The sequence below is a fragment of the Billgrantia endophytica genome (assembly GCF_002879615.1).
Taxonomy (GTDB): domain Bacteria; phylum Pseudomonadota; class Gammaproteobacteria; order Pseudomonadales; family Halomonadaceae; genus Halomonas; species Halomonas endophytica.
Window position 1 is genome coordinate 18283 of record NZ_PNRF01000008.1, and the last position, 16253, is coordinate 34535.

Below are 16253 nucleotides of genomic sequence, written 5' to 3' on the forward strand. Positions count from 1 at the left end.
ATCTCTTCATCCCTTGCCGATCAGGACTTTGTCGAGTCCATAGATGCGGTCCAGTATTAGAACCAACAGGGCCGTCAACACGATCAGCACGGTCGAGACAGAGGTAATCAGCGGGTCGATGGTGTGAGCGATGTGGTTGTACATCTGGACAGGCAGCGTCGTCGTGCTGGGAGACGCAACGAAAATCGTCATCGACAGCTCATCGAAGCTGGTGGTGAAAGCGAGAATCCAGCCGCCAGCAACACCAGGCAAGATAATCGGCATGGTGACACGCCTAAAGACCGTCCATTGGCTGGCTCCCAGTGACAGCGCAGCCTGTTCGACCCGGCGATCCATGCCGAATACCGAAGCCATCACCAGGCGCATGGTATACGGCATGATGATGATCACGTGGGCCGCCACCAAGGCGTAGAAACTGCCATAGACACCGATTCGCGAGAAAAAGCTGAGAAAGGCGACACCCAGCACCACATGTGGAATCATCAGCGGTGAAAGGAATAGGCTTACTAGCGCCTCCCGCCCCCGAAATTGGTAGCGAGCGATGGCCAGGGCAGCAGGCACAGCGAGTACAGCAGAAACACTGGCGGCGCCGATGCCAAGATAGAGGCTATTCCAGAATGCCTGTATAAAGCTGCGGTTCTCGAGAATGGCTCGGAACCACCTGAGCGAGAAGCCGTCCGTGGGATACGAGATATAACCGTTCGGGGTGAAAGCGACCAGCATAACGACAACAAGCGGTGCCATCAGGAAGATCACGAACAAGGTGTGAAAACACAGGGCCAGTTTCCCATTGTTTTGCATATGAGTGTCTCCTTCTAGCCCAATGTCCGGCGGAAGCGCCGTTCCATCATGCGGTTGTAACTCATCACCACGACCACATTTGCAATCAGTAGAATCACTGCAATGGACGCACCAAGGGGCCAATTCATGGTGTTGAGATATTCGTCATAAGCTGCGGTAGCTGCGACTTTTAGCCGTCGCCCGCCAAGTATCGCCGGAGTGGCAAATGCGCTGGCGGCCAGAGCGAATACAATCAAACTTCCGGAGAGTATGCCGGGCATGATCTGCGGCACTACGACTCGACGAAAGACCGTTGTGTGACTGGCGCCGAGCGACAACGCCGCATGCTCCACGGAAGGATCGAGCTTCTGCAGGGCAGCCCATACCGAGATCACCATAAAGGGCACTAGCACATGAACCAGCGCCAGAATGATGCCGCTATGGGTATACATAAGGTTACCCGCACTGGCGTCGGCAATGCCCAGGGCTTCCAGTGTTTTTCCCAGCAAACCATTACCACCGATGAGCAGTACCCAGCCCAAGGTACGCACTACCACTGAGATAAGCAGTGGAGTCAAGGTTACAACAAGGAACAGTGACCGCCATGGGCTACGCATTCTTGAGAGGATATAAGCTTCTGGCACACCAATGGCTATGCACAGCACCACGACAGCCATGCTAATGGCATAGGTTCGAAAGAATATCTCGTGAAAGTAGCCGTCCTTAATGACCTCCATATAATTCGCAAAACTGAAGGTAGCAATGATTCCTTCGGCATAATCAAAACCATTGAAACTGAGCACTAGGGTCATCAACAACGGCATGCCCAGCAGCAGCAGGAAGAATATCGCCCCAGGAGCGCTCAATAGCCATGGAATCAGCGACTTTGGAAAGAACCGTGGTGTCGTCGCCGGAAGAGTCGATGCAAGTTCAGCCATGGACCTTCTCCTCAAGTAGCCGAATGGCACCGGGAGACCAACTGATACCTACGTCATCACCTACCGCGACGCCTCGTTTCCCCAGGTTGGGCTGGGTGATGAATAACTCACCGGCACTGCTGTCGACCTGATAGAGCCAGTGGTTACCAAGGAACAACCGTGTCTTCACCCGGCCCTTGAGCTTACCGCTCGCGCAATCCGTCAATTCGAGCTTCTCTGGGCGAATGGAGATCTGTATCTGATTGCTGGTACGAGGACCATCTAGCGTGAGCTTGAGAGTCGCATCACCCAGGCGTATGGCTGTCTGGTCGCCTTGCCTCTTCCCGATCAGGCCAGTAAGCAGGTTAGTCTTGCCGACGAATGAGCTGACGAAGGCATCGCTAGGCCGTTCATAGGCATTGAAAGGCTCATCGACTTGCACTACGCGCCCCTGGTTCATGACAACGACACGGTCACTGAGAGAAAGGGCTTCGGATTGGTCATGGGTGACCATGAGTGTGGTCGTACCGACCTGCTGTTGAATATTGCGGAGCTCGATCTGCATGTCCTCACGAAGCTTGGCATCGAGGTTGGACAGCGGCTCATCGAGCAGCAAAAGCGGTGGTTGAATCACGAGGGCACGCGCAAGAGCCACGCGTTGACGCTGTCCACCGGAGAGCTCCCGAGGGTAGCGGTCCTTAAGCTGGTCGAGATGGACAAGCTCCAGTACCTCCCCCACACGCTGCCGGCTTTCGGCTGCGGGGACACGCCGCATTTCCAGCCCAAAGCGCACGTTATCGACCACCGTCATGTGCGGGAAAAGGGCATAGGACTGGAATACGATCCCAATGCCTCTCTCATTCGGCTTGCGATGAGTGATGTCTTCACCGTCCATGAGGATACGCCCCCGGGTCGGCTCTACGAACCCGGCGATCATCTGGAGGGTGGTAGTCTTGCCGCAGCCGGAGGGTCCAAGAAGTGAGACGAACTCCCCTTTCTCGATCTCCAATGTAATATCTTCAGCGGCAGTGGTGGGCCCATAGCATTTGGTTAATGACGTCAGGCTCAGATAGCTCATGGTAGGACTCTCCCAAACCCCTGCCTGGCGGCTATTGGCAGGCAGGGGTCACCAGGCATGGAATTGTTGGATTGGCTTGATCAACGCTCGACGCGACGATTCCAGCGATTTGTCCATTCCATGCGCTGTGGATTAATAGTGTCCCAATCCACTGAGGTCAGGTGATCGATACGGTCACCGTAGGGCAAGCTCGCCGCCAATTCATCATCGAGCTCGGTGTATCGATTTGATGGCCCCCAGCCCTGAGTGTCCGCGAGGACAGCCTGGATCTCAGGAGAGAGAAGGTGCGCCATGAAAGCTCTGGAGAGTTCGTCTTCACCACTGCCATCAACAATGCACCCTGCAACCATCAAGGCAACTGCTCCCTCTTCAGGATAAGCAAACTTCACTGGAAATCCGGTATCTGCCAGTGCCTGAACACGCCCACTCCCCCAAACCGAAAGTGCAATTTCCTCATTCTGGAAAAGCTGTGACATTCCACCTGCAGAGGTTTCGAAGCTGAGGATATTCGGAACGACTGAATCCTGAATGTATTCGAACCCAGGGTCGATATCGTCCTCTCCCCCACCATTTAGCCTGGCAGCCATAACCAAGGTATGCAGCCCATAGGTATTGCTAACCGAAGGAACAACAATTTTCCCCTGGAACTTTTCGTCGGCCAGGTCACGCCACGAAGACGGTGACTCCCATCCGTTTCGCTCAAACATTTCAGCGTTGTAGGCAAAACCAGATGCCACCACGCCCACGCCTACGGCATTGTCATTTGGAAAGCGGGCAATGTCATAAACATCGTCCAGCGCCTCCAAGCCATTCATTGGTGAGCAAAACCCTAGGTTCACGGCCTGATACATTGGTCCATCATCGAGCAGAACAACGTTCAGCTCCTGCTGGCCCGCCTGGGCTTGGAGTCGCGCCAATGTGTCAGTGGAATTACCGGCAACGTATACGATATCGACATCATGCTTTTCTTGAAAGGCAGGAATGATGGATTCCTTCATCGCATATTCCGATGAGCCACCATAAGCGCCTATATACAGGGTATCTGCCTGTACTGATGCTGATGCAAGTCCAATCACGCCAGTCATGGATGCAGTGAGTAGTACCCGTCTATTCATCATGCTTGGGATCCTTGGGTTTGTTGTTGTAAAGGTCAGTCAATATCGACAGAGCCAGAGCCCTTCATGATTGCTGCACTGCCATATCGACACCACGACTTAGAAGCTAGCACTGCGAGATCATGCAAACTAATGCCGTTTTTTGCCGACCCTATTCACCAATGTTATAGGAAGCGTCGCCTTCAGCGTCGATCAACCGCTGGAGCTGGACCTTGGCATCCTCCAGGAATTCCATTGCCAGGCGTGCCGGAGGACGATAGGCGGGAAGGACTGCGCTGTAATGGAAGTCGATCGCGGGAAGAAAAGGTTTCGATACCAACCCTTGCTTGGAGTAAAAACTTGCCGTCACGGGATCGATCAACGATACACCTGCTCCCGCTTTCACCAGCTCGCACGCTACGCTGGACAGCTGTGTCTCTATGCGCATGCGCCGCTTGACACCCGCCGCATGAAAGGCTTGGTCGATGAGCGGCCTGACATCCTGTAGCTGGCCCAAGGAAACGAATGGCTGATCCTCCAAATCCTGGGTATATACCACCTGCTTCCTAGCCAAGGGGTGGGATGGCTGCATCATCAGTCGAAGGCAGCCTGTTGCCAGGGGTAAGATGGTTACTGCCGGATCCTCGATGTGCATACCCATGAATCCCAGGTCGCACTGCTGAGTCCCGACCCACTCAAGAACCCGCTGAGAACTATGTGCCTGAAGCGAGACGGTTATGCCCGGATGCCGTGCAGAAAAGTCATGTACCATGATCGGAAGTACGCTCAATGCCAATGCTGGCATGCAGCTGATAAACAGTCGGCCGGTGCGGAACTCGCGGATCTCTTTTGCAGTTTCAGTGATTTTGTCAAGCCCCACGAAGGCTCGCTCGACATCTTCATAGAGCGCCTGCGCTTCTGGAGTCGGGACCAGTCGCCCCTTGTCTCGCTTGAACAAGGAAAAGCCCACGTGATATTCAAGGTCGGCGATGAGCCGGCTCACGGCAGGCTGTGAGACGTGCAGCGTCTGAGCAGCACGGGTCACGGTCTTATGCACCATGACTGCCCGGAAAGCTTCGATCTGACGGAGGTTGACCATCTTGTTGCCTATTGGATTAGACTCAGTTGTCCCGGCATAATCAGCTTGAAGGGTGGGCGCAAGCGAGAATAGCCGCTCACCTCGATGCTCTGTCCATTGGCGTCAGAAAGCAGTTCACTAACCGTAAAGGCCTTGATTCGATTGGGTCCGCAACAGCTCAACCATTCGACGTATCTCTCCCGCTGTCACTTCCCTCTCTCCGCAGTGAGCGGGGCCCTCTTGGAATACCCAAACGTTCAGCGGTAATGCGTACCGAGATCGAGCCAGGCCAGAGTGAAAGCTATCATCGCAGGAAGCATAATAACCAATACATAAATTTGGCCATCTCATTCAGAAATGTTATAGACGCTAGCCGATAGGGAGAGGGGCAACGTGCTTACGCAGGCCGTTCAGCCGCCTGCAACGGGATCGATGTGGCCTGTTCGAGGCCTTGGCGGAAGGCGGCGACGAAATCCCGGGCAAGCCGCGACAGCGGCTGGTCGCGCGGCGTCAACAACGCGAAATCTTCCCCCAAATTGTGTTCGAAGGGACGCAGCGTCAGCGAGTCCCCACCAAAGGCCCTGGCGCTGATGGGATCGAGAATGGCAATACCGGCCCCCCTGGCGACCAGACGCGCGGCCTGAAGGGCCAGTGAGACTTCAAGCCATCGGCGCGGCTGTATGCACGTTTCTTCCAGCAACCCATCGAGTGCCCGACGCAGCGGATCCTGGGGCTCGAAGCAGATTAACGCCTGGTCATGCAGATCCTCTGCGTAAATGCGCTCGCGTGCGGTGAGCGGATGCCTGTTTGGCAGTACGCACAAGCTGTCGAGACGAAAACGTTCGCTGTTCACGCGGTCGTCGTTGTCAGCCACGATGGCGAAGCCAAGGTCGCTGCGCTGGGTGATGACATCTTCGACGACCTGTTCGGAGCGAAAGGTGGCGAGTTCGATCCGGGTATCGGGGTGGGCAGGGGCAAATTCGGCCAGGACATCGGGTAAAAAGGTCATGCCAAGAAGAGGCATGGCGCTGATTCTGAGCCCCCCCACTTCTCGTTCCCGTATCCGTCGTGCGGTATCGCGCAGATGGTCGATGCCGGTCCATACCCGCTGTACTTCGCGATGGAAGAGGCGCGCTTCAGGTGTCGGTATCAAGCGGCCACGCACCCGTTCAAACAGGTGAAAGCCCAGATCATGCTCAAGCTGCTTGAGCAGGCGAGTCACCCCGGGCTGGGCGATGAGCATGCGCCTTGCCGCACCGGAAACCGTGCCGCATTCCATGACCTGCTTGAAAGCAAGTACCTGCTTATCGCGAAGATGGGGGAGCTTCATAATATTTGTGTATCGTCATGACAATTATTGGTATTGGATCGTATACCGTTCGCCTCGCTATCGTCGATGGCATACCACTCACAAGAAGCGGACGGCATGCAGCAGGATTTCCTAATCATCGGCGGTGGTGTGGTCGGTATGGCAGTGGCCTATGGTCTGCTGCGTGCAGGTCGCCGCGTCACGGTGCTCGATGGCAGCGACGACACCCTGCGCGCCTCGCGGGGTAACGCCGGTCTCACTTGGGTGCAGGGCAAGGGCGCAGGCATGCCAGCCTATGCCGAACTCAGTTTCGAAGCGAGCCTGGCCTGGCCTGAGTTTGCCGCTGAACTCGAGGGGCGCACCGGGCTAGACCTCGAATACGAACACCGGGGTGGGGTCGATCTCTGCTTCGATCAGGAGGAGGCAGGGGCGCGACAACGCGAGTACTCGGCGATCCAAGCGGCATCCCCCGCCCTGGCGCGCCAATTCCGCTGGCAATATCTCGACCGCAAATCGCTTGCCTCGTATCTCCCGGGGCTCGGCGAGGACGTGCACGGTGGTACCTGGTCGCCCCATGACGGCCATTGCAATCCCCTGTATCTACTGCGCGCGCTGTTCGCAGCGAATCTTGGGCTCGGGCTCGATTATCGTCCTGCCAGCGAGGTGCGTTTGCTCACTCCTCTCATGAATGGCTTTCGAGCGGTGACCTCGCGCGGCACCTACGAGGCTGAGCGCCTTATCCTCGCTGCTGGCCTGGGCAGTGCGGCATTAGCGCCGATGCTGGGGCTCAGTGGGGCGGTGCGTCCGGTGCGCGGCCAGGTCTTGGTGACTGAACGCCTACCGAAGGTTGCCCAACTGCCCACCCCACAGGTCCGACAGACGGCTAGTGGCGCGTACTTGATCGGGGACACCCAGGAAGAGGTCGGTTTCGACAGGGGGGTGACCCTGCCAGTCATGCAGCAGTTGGCCGATCGCGCGGTACGCATCTTTCCGTTTCTCGCCCGTGCGCGACTGGTGCGCTCGTGGGGAGCGCTGCGCGTGATGACACCAGACGGCCACCCTCTCTATGAAGCGTCACGGCAATACCCTGGAGCCTATGGCCTAAGCAGTCACAGCGGTATCAGCCTGGCAGCCTTCCATGCCGGGCGACTGGCCGAATCAATCCTGCAAGACAACCTAAGTCACGAATACGCCAAGTTCTCCGGAGCGAGGTTCTCTCGTTTCGTCCTCAACCCATAACGGCATAACAAGACCGACCCGGTATCACCCACGCTCACACGACAAAACAAACTGCGAGGAAACCAATATGCGAATTCATACCCTCTCCACTCTGCTGTTAGCAGCTATCCTGCTCGGAGGAGTGGCCAATGCGAAAGAAAGACCGCTGCGCATCGGCGTCGATGTGCCCTATGAGCCCTATCAGTACAAGCTACCGGACGGCACTATTACTGGTTTCGAGGTAGAACTCGTCAACGCTGCCTGCGAACGAATGCAGCGCGAATGCGTGTGGGTTGAGCAAGCTTGGGATGGCATCATTCCGGCACTACAAGTGCGAAATTTCGATCTCATTGCATCGGCAATGAACATTACCGAAGAGCGCTCGTACCAGGTTCTGTTCTCGGATCCGTATTATCAGGTGCCTTCTGTCTGGGTCGGCAAGGCTGACGCCGAGCACGATATGAATGGCCCGCTTGAGGGCATGGCGATAGGCGTTCAGCAAGGGACCATCCAGGACGAGTACGTCACTCAGTTCTACCCTGGTGCAGAGATCCGTCGCTACGCTGACTCTGGTTCGGTGGTTGCCGACATGCACGCTGGTCGACTCGACCTGGTGTTCACCGCGTTCCCCCTGGCCCAGAGGACTATGTTCAACGATGACCGTTTTACACGGCAAGGCGAACTGGTGACCGGTCCTGAATCCATCTACGGACCGGGCATCGGCGCCGCATTCCGGCAACGTGACGAGGCATTGGCAGAAGCATTCAATGAGGCCATGGCCGAATTGAAAGCGGACGGCACCTTCGATGTAATCTTCGAAATCCACTTCGACAACTAGCCTGGATTTCCTGAATTCAAGCAATAAGCGCAGCACCTGCGGTGTTCAGTGCCCCTGAGTATTCACCCAGGAACACCAGTGCCGGTGTTCGATATCCGAGACGCTTTCTGGGGCGGTCATTCAGCTACCTCACCTACCTCGGCATCACTGACCTTTCGAAAGTCCGTTCCCTTGGGGAAATACTGCCGTATCAGGCCATTGGTATTCTCGTTACTCCCACGTTGCCCGGAACAATAGGGGATCACAAAAGTAGGTCGCTGCGGTCACCGCCTTGGCTACGCCCTCGTGGCCGGCGAACTCCGAGCCATTATCCAGCGTGATGCTGTGTACAGCACCTCGGCGGGGCTTCAGCAACCGGATCATGGCTGCCTGCGTCAGCTCTGCTGAGACCTTGGTCAGCCGTGCTGCCAACAGGTAACCACTACGGCGCTCTACCCATGTCACCAGGCCCGATCCACAGGTGCCTGACACCAGCGCTGACCAGGGGCGCCATGAAATCGCTGATCTGTTCAGGACTCCACTCCTCACGCAGTCGATCGACGACGGCAGTGATCATACTGGACAAGCGCTTCGTCCACTTCCAGGCGGTTCTACGCCGGTGATCGCTGAGTGATTGCGCCTGCTCGGGATCATAGCCACTGCAGGTGGCATTGCGGCGCAGCTCACGGCTGATCGTGCTGCTGTGGAGGCCAAGCTCTCTAGCGATCTGCCGCTGGCTCCTGCCTAGGTCATGACGGGCGTGAATCTGATATCGTTGGATCTGGGTCAGCTGTCGGTATCCCATGCTCTGCTTCACTTTGGTCGGTGAGCCGAGAAGGGTACCGGCGCTGGCCTTCTCGCTTCTACCGGGTGGTCCAAAGTGCTGCGGTTATTCTATGAATCTAGGTTTCAGTGATTGTTGACGATACGCATCACTGATTTGCCAATTTGCTCGCGCGCTTCGATACGTGCGTGGACCTGTTGTACATCGTCCATCGAGTAATGCCCCTCGATGTCGATACGCAACGAACCTTCGAGGATGGCGGCGAATACCGCATCGGCGCGCCGCTGTACGGTCGGCCCGTCGCTCATGTGATCGGCCAACCGGGGCCGCGTCAGGAACAGCGAGCCCGCCTCGCCCAGTTCGATGGGATCAAGATCGGTGAGGGAGCCCGAGACGTTGCCGTAGTTGACGATCAACCCCCGCGTTCGGCACGCTCTGAAGCTGTCGCGCAGGGTACTTTTGCCCACCGAGTCGAATACTACATCGACGCCACGGCCCTGGGTCTGCTGGCGAACGCGGTCGGCGAAACCTCCCTTGTCGTAGCCCATGGCGTAATGCGCCCCGCGCTCCAGCGCGATCGCGCATTTGCGCTCAGTACTGGCGGTGGCGAATACCGTTGCCCCCCGGCGCCTGGCCATTTGTACCAGCAACTGGCCGATGCTGCCGGAGGCCGCGTGGATCAGGCAGGTGCTGGCGCTGTGCAGCTGCGCGATGTCTTCGACCAGATAGTGGGCGGTAGCGCCTTGGAAGATCGCCGCGGCGGCCAGGTCGAAAGGGATGGCATCCGGAATCTTGGCGACCTTGGTGACAGGGACTCGGGCATACTCGGCATAGCTGCCCCAGGCGATACACCACGCGGCGCGATCACCGGCGACCAGGTGATCGACGCCCTCGCCTACCGCGACCACTTCACCCGCCCCTTCCATGCCCAACGTACAAGGCGCGCGCACCGGATACGTGACCGAGGAGGCGTATTTGCCTTGGCGCGTGTGCACGTCCATGAAGTTGATCCCCGCATACGCGACTTTCACCACGACGTGCCCGGGGGTTGCTTGCGGCTCTGGCACGTCCTGGCGAAGCTGCAGGACCTCCGGGCCTCCATAAGTCTCGATAGTGATGGCTTTCATTGGGCAATCGCTCTCTGGGCTGAGGACGTGGAACCTGCGGCATGATCCAACAGTTGATCCAGCACGAAGGGCAAGATGCCCCCCGCACGGAAATAGGCTGCCTCAGTATCGCGCCTGGCAATGTCATTGTCGCCACCAGTGCATACGGATGAAGGCTCGATCACCATGACAACTACGTCTGTAGTATTAGGCAATGGAAATGACGGCCTCGGCCAATACCCGGGCGCCAGCGATGGCGTCCTCCTTGGTGATTCTCTCGTGGGGATGATGGCTAATCCCGCCTTCGCACGGTATGAACAACATGGCCGAAGGGCAGTGTCTGGCCAAGTGAGCGGCGTCATGAAAGGCTCCCGAGGAGAGACGACGGTATTCGATTCCCTGTCGCTTGGCGGTACGCTCCAATACATTCAGCAACCCATCGTCGAAGCGCACGGTTCCCAGGCACATCTCACGCCTCATCTCGACGCTGCAGTTGGCCCATTTGCGTTCCGCCAGCTTCGAAAAGGCGAGATCGAGCCGCTCCAGAAGCGTATTGTCATAATGCCGCAGATCGACCGTGAAGGTCGCCGAGTCGGGAATGGTGTTCGGAGAACCAGGCTGGAGAATGAACCTGCCGATGGTAAAACGAACCTCGTCATCGGGGTCCGTGGCTTGCTCCCTCAACGCCGCCGCCAGCTCCATTGCCCCCGCAAAGGCATCTTTTCTTAGGGCACGAGGCGTTGTCCCCGCATGGGCCACCGAGCCACGCACTTCGAATTGGTACCAGTTGGCGCCTTGAATCGCATTCACTATTCCAACGACGGCCCCCTCCGCTTCGAGAATGGGACCTTGCTCTATATGGGCTTCAAGATAGCAGTGGACGGGGAAGCCGAATTCCCGGCGTGTCGCACCGAGCCTCTCGAGCTTCAGCAGCGTACGGTCGAGCTCGTCGCCAAGCCTTGTACCGTCTACGTCCCTCAGTTCACGCAATGTCTCATGGTCGGCATGCCCCGTGAAGCATGCGGAACCCATGGCGGCTGGAGAGAAGCGACTGCCCTCCTCGTTGGTCCACGCCACCACTTCTATGGGTCGCCGGTGCTCGACTCCCGCCCGGTGAAACGCTTCCAAGAGGGCCAGCCCCGCCAGTACGCCGTAGGTACCGTCATACTTGCCACCCACGGGCTGGGTGTCGATGTGACTCCCTATCAACACGGGGGGAAGCGCTTCGATACCCTCGCGGCGTATGAACAGGTTGCCGATGGCATCGGTGTGGATCGTGCAACCGAGTTGACCCGCCCACTCCGCCAGCAATACCAGCGCCGACCGCTCACCATCGCTCAAGGCCTCGCGACACACGCCTCCATTCGACAAGGCGCCAATGGCGGCCAGGTCGTTCAGGCGATCCCAGAGCCAGTTCCCATTTAACAGCGCGCCTATATCCATTATTACCTTGCCTTCTGCTAACGATAATTGAGAACGAGCCCTATATCAGGGAAATGCACTCAATAAGTAGGGGGAGTGTTGAGCCATAGAATGGTGGCAGGTGTATTCCCTACGTTTGCATAACCATGCGGTTCCGAGGATTTGAAGAATGCGGAGTCCCCCTTGGCCAACGTATGACTCTCCGTTCCCAAATAAAGCTCTATTGTTCCTTTCAATACATAAATGAACTCCTCCCCCATGTGGGTGATTTGCCCGTCGGAGCGTCCGCCCTTGGCAATATGGTGTAGATTTACCTGCAATAGCGTATCCATCGCCCGCTCCGACACCATTTCGAGCTTTACTCCATCTCCCCTTCTCACGAGCTGATCCGTCGAGAACTTCCTATCCTTCGCCCGAACGATCCGGGATTTACCCAAGGAGTCGGATGCCAGAAGCGTGCCGATGTTCACATCCAGCGAAGCGGCTATGCGATGCAACATGTTCAATGAGGCATCCGTATTCCCATGCTCCAGTTTGGACAGAAAACTGACGGTGCAGCCACACTCTTGCGCTATATCGAGTTGAGTTTTTTTTTCTGCTTACGCAATTGCCTGATGTTATGCCCCATGGATGATTTCATGATTTTCTCATCGCCAATCCAGCTATGAAATACATGATGCAATATACCACGACCCGGTACATGACGGGAGAGCCGGGAGGAATGCAGATGAAGGACAACGCATTGCAACCGAGCTTGCCGCTTTCGTGCGCTATCCGTATGACCTCGTAATCCGTCATGCCGATGGGCTCGGCGAGTTCGCCGAGAATATCGCCCGGTGCGGGCCCCGCGCCGCCCATGACATCCAGATCGAAATGCGCGTAAACGGCGTCCGTCCCGTCGAAAGCCTTGGGTAATAGCTTGACCGTGCCCTCGATGCCCAGCTCCGTACGCAAGCGCCAGCCGGAGATGAATTCGGCACCGTCACGCAGATATCGACGCACGATGTCCGGATGCTCCAGCATGCCTCGCTCGCCAATCTCCACCAGGTGCCTCGGATGAAAGTTCGCCAAGTTCTTGTAGACCGAGTCCTTCCAGTTTCCCGAGCCGGCGATGCGCGGGTCCATGGAGAAACGATCCGCCGTATTGGCATCCCAGTGAGTGTCCAGGCTCACCATGCCAACCGGCCCATCGACACTCTCGGAAAGTGGCTTGGCGATGGCATAGGAACCGCAGGGCGAGTTCTGGCCGATCACGATCGGCACAGCCCCCGCCTCAAGCGCATCCTTCACCTTTCTCTCCACCGCCGCCTGAGCCTCGAGAATGTTCGAGACCGTTCCCGCATAGCTGGCCTCGGGAGGAATGTCGGCATCGCCATAGTCGACGACCTTCATCGTTTCAAAAACATCCAAGTCAAAATCCTGGATGTATCCGGAGCGATAGCGAATCGACTGCTGACGCACCCGTTTGCATGAGTGCAGCCACTCCTTCTTGTCGACACCGAAATATTGATCTCCCCATCCCGCCACGTATGGCGCACCGATGATGACCACATCGGCACCAAGTAGATCCTCTTTGGAGAGCGCCTGTGGAACGCCGAAGAAGGTGGGCGTATCCTCGGCCAAGTGGGGAAAGAACTTCGACTGAATGAAAGTCGACTGCCGCAGTGTCTTCCAGTCCGGGTAATCAAACATGTTCAGGCTCCCTTGTTGCTCAAGTAATCGAAGGCAGAAAGAGCGTGCACCCGCACGACATTCAGCGCCTCCTCGATCGGCACTTGTTCGTCGTTGCCACCCATGCCACGAGGCGTGGGACCATAGACGACGGCCGGCACCCGCCGGTATCGCCAAAGGCGAGCATCGGTGTTTCCCAAACCGATCACATCGGCGGGTTCGATGCCCGTGACGCTTCTTGCGTTTCGCTTGACGGCGGCGGTCAGCTCATTGTCCGGAGAGATCCAGTTGGACTCGTTCACCAACAGCGTTACATAGCTGAAGGCATGCATGGCCGACAGTGAGTCGATCCATTCGAGGAGCGAGGCGCATGCCATTCCGACAGGAAGACGAAAATCCACTTCGAAGGTACATCGAGAGGCGACCATGTTGACCTTGGGTCCGGCCTGCATGGTTCCCACGTTCATGGTGATCGAACGCGCCACCTCGGCGGCCCCCTCTCCGTAGGCGATGTCGTACATCTCGCCGGATTTACCGAGAAGGGCAGCGATCGCCTCGGACTCCTCCACGTCGCGATGGGTGAACTCCCGCAGTTCCTGAATCAAGGCGAAGGCCCGGTCGATGGCGTTTTCGCCCAGATGCGGATAGGCGCCATGGCCTCCCGCGGTCGTCATCTCGAAGCGCAGCCAGACGGTACCCTTCTCGCCGAAGCGCACCGTCTGGGCGCTACTGGGTTCGCCGTTCAGGCAGGCGGTGCCGGTAACGCGCTCGGGACAGTTCTCGAACAGGTGCCGGCTGCCGTTCGGACCGAAGGTCTCCTCGTCCGACACCACCGTCAGGGTGAGCCTGCCATGCAGCATTTTGGACAATCGCGACAAGTAAAGGAATGTCATGATGGAGGCGGTGGTTCCCACCTTCATGTCGGCAATGCCGCGGCCATGAATGACATCGTCGACGATGCGCCCCTCCCAGGGTGGATGGATCCAGCTTCCATCCTCTTCGGCAGGAAAGACATCGATATGACCATTCAGCACCAAGTGCTTGCCACCCTCCTGGAAAGATCGGCTCGCCATCAGGTTCGGCATCGTCTCGTCACGAACGACGAGGTCATAAGCGACTTCCCGTGCATCGAGAAAATCGCGTATATGTTCCATCGCTGCCCGGGTGTCGCCGGGTGGATTGGGGGACTTGGCTCTGACGAAGTCTCGAAGAAAACCCACGATGAGACCGCGATCCTCTTCGATCCAATCCAGTATCTGCTGTTTCATCGTCCCTCCCCTGGAACCAGGTGGCAGGGCGATACCAATATAATCACCCTGCATGAGCCTCATCACTCTTCAGAGGTCGTACCAGCGTTGGCCGGACGCGGGAAGGCGATGAAGTTGGGGGCATTGATATAGCGAGTGGCTTCCTCGCCATCCACGTACTCGCGAGCCAATGCATCCCACTGGCCGGATGAAATCAGCATGTCGACTCCCGCATTGAGGGTCGACAGCAAATCGGTGTTACCCTTGCGGACCGACCAGGCGATCGGCGTAAAGTTGTAGGGGTTTTCTTCGAATAGGTTCATAACCGATGGCTGCTGCTCGATGAACCTGCTCATGGTGTAGCCGTCTTCGATGGCCACGTCGGCACGGTTGGACATGACCTCGACGAAGGGCGCCGTCAGATTGCCCGTATCCAGGGAGATGATCGTGGCCTCGGGCATGTTGCGGCGCGCGAAGTCCTCCGCGGACCCGCCTTGCACGACGGCAATGCGAGTATCCGGATCGTTCATGTCCTCGAGTGTTTCATAGCGAGTCTCGTCGGTGCGTACGATGGCGCCATAACCGAGGTAGAAAATGGGAGTGGTAAAATCGACCACCATGGAGCGCTGCACGGTGGCGAAGGTACCGGCGATGGAAACGTCGAACTGGCCGGATTGCAGCCCCGCGACGAAGTTCCCCCATGTCGTTTCGACGAACTCCGGCTCCACGCCCATCTGCTCGGCGATTTCACGCATGCCGTCGACGTAGAAACCTCTCAACTCGCCCGAGACGGGGTCCATGATCGTCCCCGGAGGAGAGGGGATATAGCCGATTCGAATGGTCCCACGGTTCACGATGTCTTGTAGCGATTGCGCCACTGCCGTGGAGACGGCTCCCAGGCCCATGGCCAAGGCCAGTAAGAGGGAGATGGTAAGCTTTGTTGTTTTCATGGCAAGACCTTTCTTTGGTTGAGCACACGCGCCAGAAAATCCTGCGTTCTCTGTGCTTTGGGGTTGGTGAAAATCTCTTCCGGCGAAGCTTCCTCCGCCACTATTCCGTCATCCATGAAAATGACGCGGTCCGCCACGTCTCGCGCAAAGGCCATTTCATGAGTGACGATGATCATCGTCATTCCCTCCTCGGCCAAACCGCGTATCGTGGCGAGCACCTCGCCGACCAGCTCGGGGTCGAGGGCGGACGTCGGCTCGTCGAAGAGCATGAGTTTCGGCCGCATGGCGAGCGAACGTGCAATCGCGGCTCGCTGCTGCTGACCTCCCGAGAGCGTCGAGGGACGCGCATCGCGTTTGTCGGCGAGACCGACTTTCTTCAACAGCTCATCGGCATACTCGATGGCTTCCGATTTCGTAACGCCCTTGACTTGCACCGGTCCTTCGATGACGTTCTCCAGAACGGACTTGTGGGGAAACAGATTGAAGTTCTGGAACACCATGCCGATGTTCTTTCTTATCTCGCGCGTTTCGCTCTCGGGCGCTATGTCACGACCCTGGTCGTTCTCCTTGTAACCGACCAGCTTTCCATCGAATACAATTCGCCCTTCATCGTACGTTTCGAGAAAGTTGATGCACTTCAAAAGAGTGCTCTTTCCGGACCCACTGGCACCGATGACAACCAGCACCTCATGGGGTTCTACCGCGATCGAAACGCCCTTCAGTACCTCGTTCGATCCGAACGATTTCTTCACGTCTTGTATTTCAACGAGTGCGGACATGGT

Annotated in this window: 15 protein-coding genes and 2 pseudogenes; 2 read left to right on the plus strand and 15 right to left on the minus strand. The window is 57.4% G+C overall.

The features are described from left to right. Positions 1 to 6 precede the first annotated feature (6 nt). From C1H69_RS03320 to C1H69_RS03345, 6 genes are all read right to left on the minus strand, one after another. Positions 7 to 801: an ABC transporter permease gene (locus C1H69_RS03320; RefSeq protein ID WP_102652000.1), complete on the minus strand. Its 795-nt coding sequence runs from the start codon at positions 799 to 801 to the stop codon at positions 7 to 9. 14 nt (positions 802 to 815) lie between these two features. Beyond that, positions 816 to 1718, minus strand: coding sequence for an ABC transporter permease (locus C1H69_RS03325; protein ID WP_102652001.1), 903 nt, complete (start codon positions 1716 to 1718; stop codon positions 816 to 818). Beyond that, entirely contained in the window at positions 1711 to 2775 is a 1065-nt protein-coding gene (locus C1H69_RS03330; RefSeq protein ID WP_102652002.1) for an ABC transporter ATP-binding protein, read from the minus strand. Before C1H69_RS03330 ends, C1H69_RS03325 begins: the two co-directional genes overlap by 8 nt. 80 nt (positions 2776 to 2855) lie before the next feature. Next, on the minus strand, positions 2856 to 3893 hold the full coding sequence (locus C1H69_RS03335) for an ABC transporter substrate-binding protein (protein ID WP_240609797.1): 1038 nt from the start codon (positions 3891 to 3893) through the stop codon (positions 2856 to 2858). 148 nt (positions 3894 to 4041) lie between these two features. Then, on the minus strand, positions 4042 to 4968 hold the full coding sequence (locus C1H69_RS03340; protein WP_102652003.1) for a LysR substrate-binding domain-containing protein: 927 nt from the start codon (positions 4966 to 4968) through the stop codon (positions 4042 to 4044). A gap of 376 nt (positions 4969 to 5344) precedes the next feature. Next, positions 5345 to 6277 carry a LysR substrate-binding domain-containing protein gene (locus C1H69_RS03345; RefSeq protein WP_102652004.1) on the minus strand — a complete coding sequence of 311 codons (933 nt, stop codon included), beginning with the start codon at positions 6275 to 6277 and terminating at the stop codon, positions 5345 to 5347. A gap of 96 nt (positions 6278 to 6373) precedes the next feature. Between C1H69_RS03345 and C1H69_RS03350 the strand changes: the two genes are divergently transcribed. Together C1H69_RS03350 and C1H69_RS03355 are read left to right on the plus strand one after the other, a co-directional pair. Then, positions 6374 to 7495: an NAD(P)/FAD-dependent oxidoreductase gene (locus tag C1H69_RS03350; RefSeq protein ID WP_165789407.1), complete on the plus strand. Its 1122-nt coding sequence runs from the start codon at positions 6374 to 6376 to the stop codon at positions 7493 to 7495. 67 nt (positions 7496 to 7562) lie between these two features. Further along, positions 7563 to 8312, plus strand: a complete 750-nt coding sequence (locus C1H69_RS03355; RefSeq protein WP_102652006.1) for a transporter substrate-binding domain-containing protein — start codon at positions 7563 to 7565, stop codon at positions 8310 to 8312. Between the two features lie 16 nt (positions 8313 to 8328). On the opposite strand, the pseudogene C1H69_RS03360 reads toward C1H69_RS03355, so the two are convergent. From C1H69_RS03360 to C1H69_RS03395, 9 genes and pseudogenes are all read right to left on the minus strand, one after another. Next, positions 8329 to 9096: pseudogene (locus C1H69_RS03360) on the minus strand (IS30 family transposase). Positions 9097 to 9200: 104 nt separating this feature from the next. Beyond that, entirely contained in the window at positions 9201 to 10202 is a 1002-nt protein-coding gene (locus C1H69_RS03365) for a quinone oxidoreductase family protein (RefSeq protein WP_102652007.1), read from the minus strand. A 186-nt stretch (positions 10203 to 10388) separates the two neighbouring features. Continuing rightward, on the minus strand, positions 10389 to 11624 hold the full coding sequence (locus tag C1H69_RS03370; RefSeq protein WP_102652008.1) for a M20 family metallo-hydrolase: 1236 nt from the start codon (positions 11622 to 11624) through the stop codon (positions 10389 to 10391). A gap of 59 nt (positions 11625 to 11683) precedes the next feature. Further along, positions 11684 to 11953: a cupin domain-containing protein gene (locus tag C1H69_RS24355; RefSeq protein ID WP_338066159.1), complete on the minus strand. Its 270-nt coding sequence runs from the start codon at positions 11951 to 11953 to the stop codon at positions 11684 to 11686. A gap of 111 nt (positions 11954 to 12064) precedes the next feature. Continuing rightward, positions 12065 to 12184 (minus strand): annotated as a pseudogene (locus C1H69_RS24360) (helix-turn-helix domain-containing protein); the annotation flags it as partial. A gap of 55 nt (positions 12185 to 12239) precedes the next feature. Further along, positions 12240 to 13226 (minus strand): arginase family protein, encoded by a 987-nt coding sequence (locus C1H69_RS03380; protein WP_205738402.1) that lies wholly within the window; start codon positions 13224 to 13226, stop codon positions 12240 to 12242. A gap of 71 nt (positions 13227 to 13297) precedes the next feature. Continuing rightward, positions 13298 to 14542, minus strand: coding sequence for a M20/M25/M40 family metallo-hydrolase (locus tag C1H69_RS03385; RefSeq protein ID WP_102652011.1), 1245 nt, complete (start codon positions 14540 to 14542; stop codon positions 13298 to 13300). A gap of 62 nt (positions 14543 to 14604) precedes the next feature. Further along, positions 14605 to 15471: a substrate-binding periplasmic protein gene (locus C1H69_RS03390; RefSeq protein WP_102652012.1), complete on the minus strand. Its 867-nt coding sequence runs from the start codon at positions 15469 to 15471 to the stop codon at positions 14605 to 14607. Beyond that, the gene (locus C1H69_RS03395) at positions 15468 to 16250 is read right to left on the minus strand and encodes an amino acid ABC transporter ATP-binding protein (protein WP_102652013.1); all 783 of its coding nucleotides are present in this window, start codon (positions 16248 to 16250) and stop codon (positions 15468 to 15470) included. Before C1H69_RS03395 ends, C1H69_RS03390 begins: the two co-directional genes overlap by 4 nt. Positions 16251 to 16253 lie beyond the last annotated feature (3 nt).

Coding starts and splice junctions, on each gene's coding strand:
- C1H69_RS03390 (WP_102652012.1), bottom strand. CDS start 15,471: ATGAAAACAACAAAGCTTACCATCTCCCTCTTACTGGCCTTGGCCATG.
- C1H69_RS03325 (WP_102652001.1), bottom strand. CDS start 1,718: ATGGCTGAACTTGCATCGACTCTTCCGGCGACGACACCACGGTTCTTT.
- C1H69_RS03385 (WP_102652011.1), bottom strand. CDS start 14,542: ATGAAACAGCAGATACTGGATTGGATCGAAGAGGATCGCGGTCTCATC.
- C1H69_RS03345 (WP_102652004.1), bottom strand. CDS start 6,277: ATGAAGCTCCCCCATCTTCGCGATAAGCAGGTACTTGCTTTCAAGCAG.
- C1H69_RS03335 (WP_240609797.1), bottom strand. CDS start 3,893: ATGATGAATAGACGGGTACTACTCACTGCATCCATGACTGGCGTGATT.
- C1H69_RS03330 (WP_102652002.1), bottom strand. CDS start 2,775: ATGAGCTATCTGAGCCTGACGTCATTAACCAAATGCTATGGGCCCACC.
- C1H69_RS03370 (WP_102652008.1), bottom strand. CDS start 11,624: ATGGATATAGGCGCGCTGTTAAATGGGAACTGGCTCTGGGATCGCCTG.
- C1H69_RS03355 (WP_102652006.1), top strand. CDS start 7,563: ATGCGAATTCATACCCTCTCCACTCTGCTGTTAGCAGCTATCCTGCTC.
- C1H69_RS03365 (WP_102652007.1), bottom strand. CDS start 10,202: ATGAAAGCCATCACTATCGAGACTTATGGAGGCCCGGAGGTCCTGCAG.
- C1H69_RS24355 (WP_338066159.1), bottom strand. CDS start 11,953: ATGGTGTCGGAGCGGGCGATGGATACGCTATTGCAGGTAAATCTACAC.
- C1H69_RS03350 (WP_165789407.1), top strand. CDS start 6,374: ATGCAGCAGGATTTCCTAATCATCGGCGGTGGTGTGGTCGGTATGGCA.
- C1H69_RS03320 (WP_102652000.1), bottom strand. CDS start 801: ATGCAAAACAATGGGAAACTGGCCCTGTGTTTTCACACCTTGTTCGTG.
- C1H69_RS03395 (WP_102652013.1), bottom strand. CDS start 16,250: ATGTCCGCACTCGTTGAAATACAAGACGTGAAGAAATCGTTCGGATCG.
- C1H69_RS03340 (WP_102652003.1), bottom strand. CDS start 4,968: ATGGTCAACCTCCGTCAGATCGAAGCTTTCCGGGCAGTCATGGTGCAT.